This window comes from Mesorhizobium sp., assembly GCF_004962925.1.
Lineage (GTDB): Bacteria > Pseudomonadota > Alphaproteobacteria > Rhizobiales > Rhizobiaceae > Mesorhizobium.
On the sequence record NZ_SUEO01000307.1, the window covers coordinates 1 to 5,553 of the forward strand.

Below are 5,553 nucleotides of genomic sequence, written 5' to 3' on the forward strand. Positions count from 1 at the left end.
CCCCTCAAGGGGGAGGGGAACGTCGAGCTTAGAACGCTTCCGCCGGCAGTGCCATCAATGTATCAGCGCCGCTGGAGATGCGGGCGAGGTGCGCCGACGTCTCCGGCATGATCCGCTCCATGAAGAAGCGCGCCGTCACCAGCTTGCCGTCGTAGAAGGCCGAAGAACCATTGGCGCCATTCGCCAATTTCGCTCCGGCTGCCTTGGCCATCTGCGCCCACATGTAGCCCAGCGCCACCAGGCCGAAGAGATGCATGTAGTCGGTCGAGGCAGCACCGGCGTTGTCGGGCTTGGCCATGCCGTTCTGCATCAGCCACATCGTCGCCGCCTGCAGATCGTTGAGGCCCTTCTTCAGCGCCTTGGTGAAAGGCGCCATCTTCTCATCAGTGCGATTCTCCTCGCAGAACTCGCCGACCTCCTTGAAGAAGGCCTGCACGGCGCGGCCGCCATTCAAGGCCAACTTGCGGCCGACGAGGTCGAGCGCCTGGATGCCGTTGGCGCCCTCGTAGATCATAGCAATGCGGGCATCGCGCACGAACTGGCTCATGCCGTGCTCTTCGATATAGCCGTGGCCGCCGAACACCTGCTGCGCCATGACGGCGTGGTCGAAGCCCTTGTCGGTGAGCACGCCCTTGACCACCGGCGTCATCAGGCCGGTGTAGTCGTCGGCGGCCTGGCGGTCCTTGTCGTCACTGGCACGGTGAGCGATGTCCGACTTGATCGCCGTCCACAGCGCCAGCGCGCGGCCGGCCTCGTTGAAGGCCCTCATGGTCATCAGGCTGCGGCGGATGTCGGGGTGGACGATGATCGGGTCGGCTTTCTTGTCCGGCGCCTTCGGCCCGGACAGCGAGCGGCCCTGCAGGCGATCCTTGGCATAGGACACAGCGTTCTGGTAGGCGACCTCCGACAGAGAAAGCCCTTGCAGGCCGACGCCGAGCCGGGCCTCGTTCATCATCGTGAACATGGCTTTCAGCCCGCCATTGGCCTCGCCGAGCAACACGCCTTGCGCCTCGTCATAGTTCATGACGCAGGTCGAATTGCCATGGATGCCCATCTTCTCCTCGATCGAGCCGCAGGAGACGGTGTTCTTCTCGCCGGGATTGCCTGATGCATCGAGCTTGAGCTTCGGCACGATGAACAGCGAAATGCCCTTCACGCCTTCCGGCGCACCCTCGATGCGGGCCAGCACGAGGTGGACGATGTTGTCCGACATGTCGTGCTCGCCGGCCGAGATGAAGATCTTCTGGCCTGAAATCTTGTAGGTGCCGTCGCCGTTGTGAACCGCCTTGGTGCGCAGCAGGCCAAGATCGGTGCCGCAATGCGGCTCGGTCAGGTTCATGGTGCCGGTCCAAGTGCCTTCGACCAGCTTCGGCAGCCATGTCGCCTTCTGTTCGTCGGTGCCATGGGTGATGATTGCCGCAATCGCGCCCTGCGTCAGGCCGGGATACATCATCAGCGACATGTTGGCCGAAACCATATATTCGGAAACAGCGGTGTGCACCGCATATGGCAGGCCCTGGCCGCCAAATTCGACGGGCGCGGCCAGCCCCATCCAGCCGCCTTCGCGATACTGGTCGAAGGCCTCCTTGAAGCCTTTCGGTGTCGTCACCGAACCATCGTCATGGCGCACGCAGCCTTCCATGTCGCCGACGCGGTTAAGCGGCTGCATGACATTTTCGGCGAGCTTGGCGCCCTCGGCGAGGATGGCCTCGACCACATCCGGCGTCGCGTCGGAAAATCCGGGAAGATTGGAATAGCGTTGGTAGCCCAGTACCTCGTTCAGCACAAACAGCGTGTCCTGGACTGGCGCCCTGTAGATCGGCATGCGTTTCCTCCACCATGCGGCCTTGGTCCAGGAATCAAGCCCCCCAAATGAAGTCAGGGACAGCATGCGGACCAATGTTCAGGTCGGGATAGCAAAAGTTGACGTTTGCGTAAACGTCAATTTTTTGATGCGACAAATTTTCCTGACATCTCGCCAATGAGCGTAACGGCGCTACGCCGTTGAAGCCAGTGCGGAACAGATTGAAAATGTATTATCCCGACGCAGCCGGAACACAACGGAAAGAGCCGCGCGGCCAAGGCCACGCGGCTCTCATTCGTCACAGGCCGTTCATCGGAAGCCGGCGAGGCCTAGTTATCCGGCGACGCTGGCCTGCGGCGCCGAACGTTCGCTCAGCATCTGACGCACCGCCGCCATCGAGTTGCTCAACTCGTTGATGGCGTCGTCGATCAGCGCCCGCTGCTTTTGCAGACGGGCAAGCTGCTTCTCCGACTTGTCGAGCGCCAGCCGCAACTGCTTGGTGTTGGAGCCGGTAGGATCATAAAGATCCATCATCTGCTTGACGTCGCGCAGCGAGAATCCGACCTTGCGGCCGAGCAGGATCAGCTTCAACCGCGCCTTGTCGCGGCGCGTGTAGAGACGGGTCGAGCCGTCGCGCTGCGGATTGAGAAGGCCCTTGTCCTCGTAGAAACGCAGCGTGCGCAGCGTTACTCCGTATTTCTTGGCCATCTCGCCGATGCGGACAAGATCCTCGCCGGCTTTATCAGACATGTCATTGGTATTGGCCGCGGCTTCGCCGGGCGAAACAAGTTTCATGGTCACTGGCTTTCCCCATCTGGTGGCGCCGCGGTTCCGGACCAAGCGTCGCCTGAGTGGAAGCGGGGGCGTGCTTCCAGTCGTGGTTTCAACAAACAAATCGCAAACGGCACGGTCTGTGCACCTTTACGTTTACGTCAATTCTATACCGATAGCCGCCTCACGAAGCAAGGGCGTTGTGCGGGAGGAACTTTTTGCCGCATCCGCCAGCGCATCACTCCGGCTTTGGGCAGCCCGTCAACATAACGTTGCAACTTCTTAAGCTTGGTTAACGCGTTGTTTACCACGTTGGGCGAAATGTGCGCATGTCGGTTACCCGTGTTTATCCTGTAGCGAATTTTTCACGGTTTTTCGGAGCGCGGGTGAAACCCGGGAAGTTCGTTTTCCACCGCAGCAAAGCCGCGCGGCCGCCTTCGTTTCCGGCAGGACTTTGGGAAACTGGTCATAAGCCAGCAATTAGACGGACCAGTAATTCTGAACGGGCGCATCGATGAACAGCAAGCGGTCCTATCTCGATACACTGAACGCCGGCAGGCAGCGCAGGCCGCACACCACGCTTGAGCAGCTCAACCGTTCACTGGAAACGCTGGAGCAGCGGCTGGGGCGGACGCGCGAGGACATGGGCGAGCGTCCCGATCCTCGCCGGCCGGGCGCGGAGCCGCGCTATGCCAGCGCCCGCCCCTATGATGATCCGCGCCCCGCGCCGCCGCCGAAAAGCTCGGCGCCGGCTGCCTTCGACCAGAATTACCAGGCGATTGCCCGCGACATTGACCGCGTGCGCGGCCAAGAAGACGGCGTCGCCGTGGTCGGCAAGATCGCCGGCGAATTGCGCGGTCTGCGCGAAGAACTGCGCCACCAGATGACCGCCGGCCTGCAGCGCGAATTCGAAGCGCTGCGCAAGGATATCGAGCGGGCTTTCCAGGCAAGCGCTCAGCCGGGGGGCTCCGGCAAAGGCAGCGCCGAACTCGGCGTCGAGTTCGAACGGCTTTCCGGCGCCATCCAGACTCTGGCGGAAAAGAGCGACGACAGAAGCGTCAACATGCTTCGGCTCGAGCTGGAGCAGGTCAAGGCCGCGCTCGACACGCTGGCGCGCGAAGAGAGCGTGCAGGCGGTCGGCCGCCGCTGGGACGATTTCGACCGCCGCTGGACCGCGTTCGAGGATCGTGTCGATGCCGATCAGCGCAAGCGGTCGGACGCACCCGGTCTTTCGATGCTTACCGACCGGCTCGAACAGATCAGTAATGCCGTCAACAACTTGCCGGAATCGCTGTCGCTGCGATCGCTCGAAGAGAAGGTCCGCACGCTTGCCGGCGCCGTCGATCATTTCGCCAGACAGCAGGACAATCGCGGCAGCGGCACATTCGGTATGATCGACGAGCGGCTGGACGAGATTTCCCGCGCTATCGTCGCCTCAACCGTCGCCGCGCAGGCCAATTCATTCGACCCCGAACCCTTCGAGCGCATCGAGAAGCGGATCGCCTCGCTTGCCCAGCAGATCGAGGAAGTCACGCAGGTGCACCCCAGTGGCGAGGTCATCGACCGCCTCAATATGCTGTCGAGCCGCGTGGACGAGCTCGCCGGCCGGGCCAATCTGCCGGAGCAGGCGATGGAGCGCCTCGACAAGCAGATCGCGCTCATTGCCGACAAGATCGACCGGGCGCCTGCGATGCCGGATGCCGATTACATCTTCCAGGGGCTGGAACAGCGTTTCGACGTGCTGTCCGGTATGATGGAGCGCCGCCAGGGAGACGCGATCGAACAAGGCAACATGCTGTTTCGCGATCTCGAGCGCCGGCTGGACGAAGTCGCCGACAGGCTGGACCAGCGCATGCCGCAGATCGATGGGGCCGGCATCATGGATGCCATCGACGCCCGCTTCAGCGCGCTGGCCAAGCGCATGGAGACGCGTGTTCCCGATTCCGCAGGCGAAGCAGCGATCCGTGGCCTGGAAAGCCGCCTCGAAGACATTTCAAGCCGGCTGGATTCATCCGCGGCGCAAGTCGCCGGCATCGACCCGGCCCTGATCCGCAGCCTGGAAGCGCAGGTCGCGGGGCTGTCGGCGCATCTTTCGAAGCCCGGCACGGCACTGCCGGAATTCGAGGACATCAGCCCGCGTCTCAACGAAATCGAGAAGTCGTTGGCTGGAACCCGCGATTCCATCCTCAGCGCGGCGCGCGAGGCAGCCGAGAGCGCTGTCCGTTCGCTTGCCGACTCCAGTGCCAATACGGCGGCCGTTTCTGGCCTCGCCCAGGATCTGAAGACGCTCGAAGCACTGACGCGCCGTTCCGACGAGCGCAATTCGAGGACCTTCGAGGCCATCCACGACACGCTGCTCAAGATCGTCGACAGACTGGGCTCACTAGAAACCGGCGAGCCGACCGACGCGGTAAGCGAACTTCTCAGCACGCGACCGGCCGAACCGGACAGCTGGCGCGGCGCGCCATCATCGAAGATGGCCGTTCGGGACGCGCCGTCCATGGATATCGACCAGCCATTGCCGCTGACCGGAGACATGGCCGACCTCGACAGCCGTGCACCTGCCATCATGCGCAATGAGCCAGGTTCGCGTAGCGAACCTGGCGCCCGCACGCCAGCCGAAGCCGCTGCGGCCGCGGCCATGGCGGCGCTTGGTTCGGACATGACGACGGAGAAAAGCGAGCAGACCCGCGGCCGGAAGTCGATGCTCGGCGGACTGGCGCGCGCCTTCAAGGGCAAGAAGGAGGCGGACGCTCCACCGCTTGCCGGCTCAGGGCCCGATGTCGAGATACCGAGCGCCGATCTCGACGAACCACTGGATCCAAAGGTTGCCAACCGGCCGCTGGAGCCCGGCTCCGGCCCACCCGACCTCAACGCCATCATGAAACGCGTGCGCGACGAACGCGGACCGCCGGTCAGGGTCGGCAATGCCGATGCATCGAAATCCGACTTCATCGCCGCAGCCAGACGCGCGGCGC

At 63.1% G+C, this 5,553-nt stretch carries 2 protein-coding genes and 1 pseudogene; 1 reads left to right on the forward strand and 2 read right to left on the reverse strand.

Annotation, left to right across the window (positions count from 1 at the left end; genetic code table 11):
• Nucleotides 1-28 precede the first annotated feature (28 nt).
• Both E5W87_RS33500 and E5W87_RS33505 read right to left on the reverse strand, forming a co-directional pair.
• On the reverse strand, nt 29-1,825 hold the full coding sequence (locus tag E5W87_RS33500; protein WP_292407656.1) for an acyl-CoA dehydrogenase: 1,797 nt from the start codon (nt 1,823-1,825) through the stop codon (nt 29-31).
• Between the two features lie 312 nt (nt 1,826-2,137).
• Nucleotides 2,138-2,599 (reverse strand): MerR family DNA-binding transcriptional regulator, encoded by a 462-nt coding sequence (locus tag E5W87_RS33505; protein ID WP_095487963.1) that lies wholly within the window; start codon nt 2,597-2,599, stop codon nt 2,138-2,140.
• 490 nt (nt 2,600-3,089) lie between these two features.
• Between E5W87_RS33505 and E5W87_RS33510 the strand changes: the two are divergent.
• Nucleotides 3,090-5,553: pseudogene (locus tag E5W87_RS33510) on the forward strand (peptidoglycan-binding protein); the annotation flags it as partial.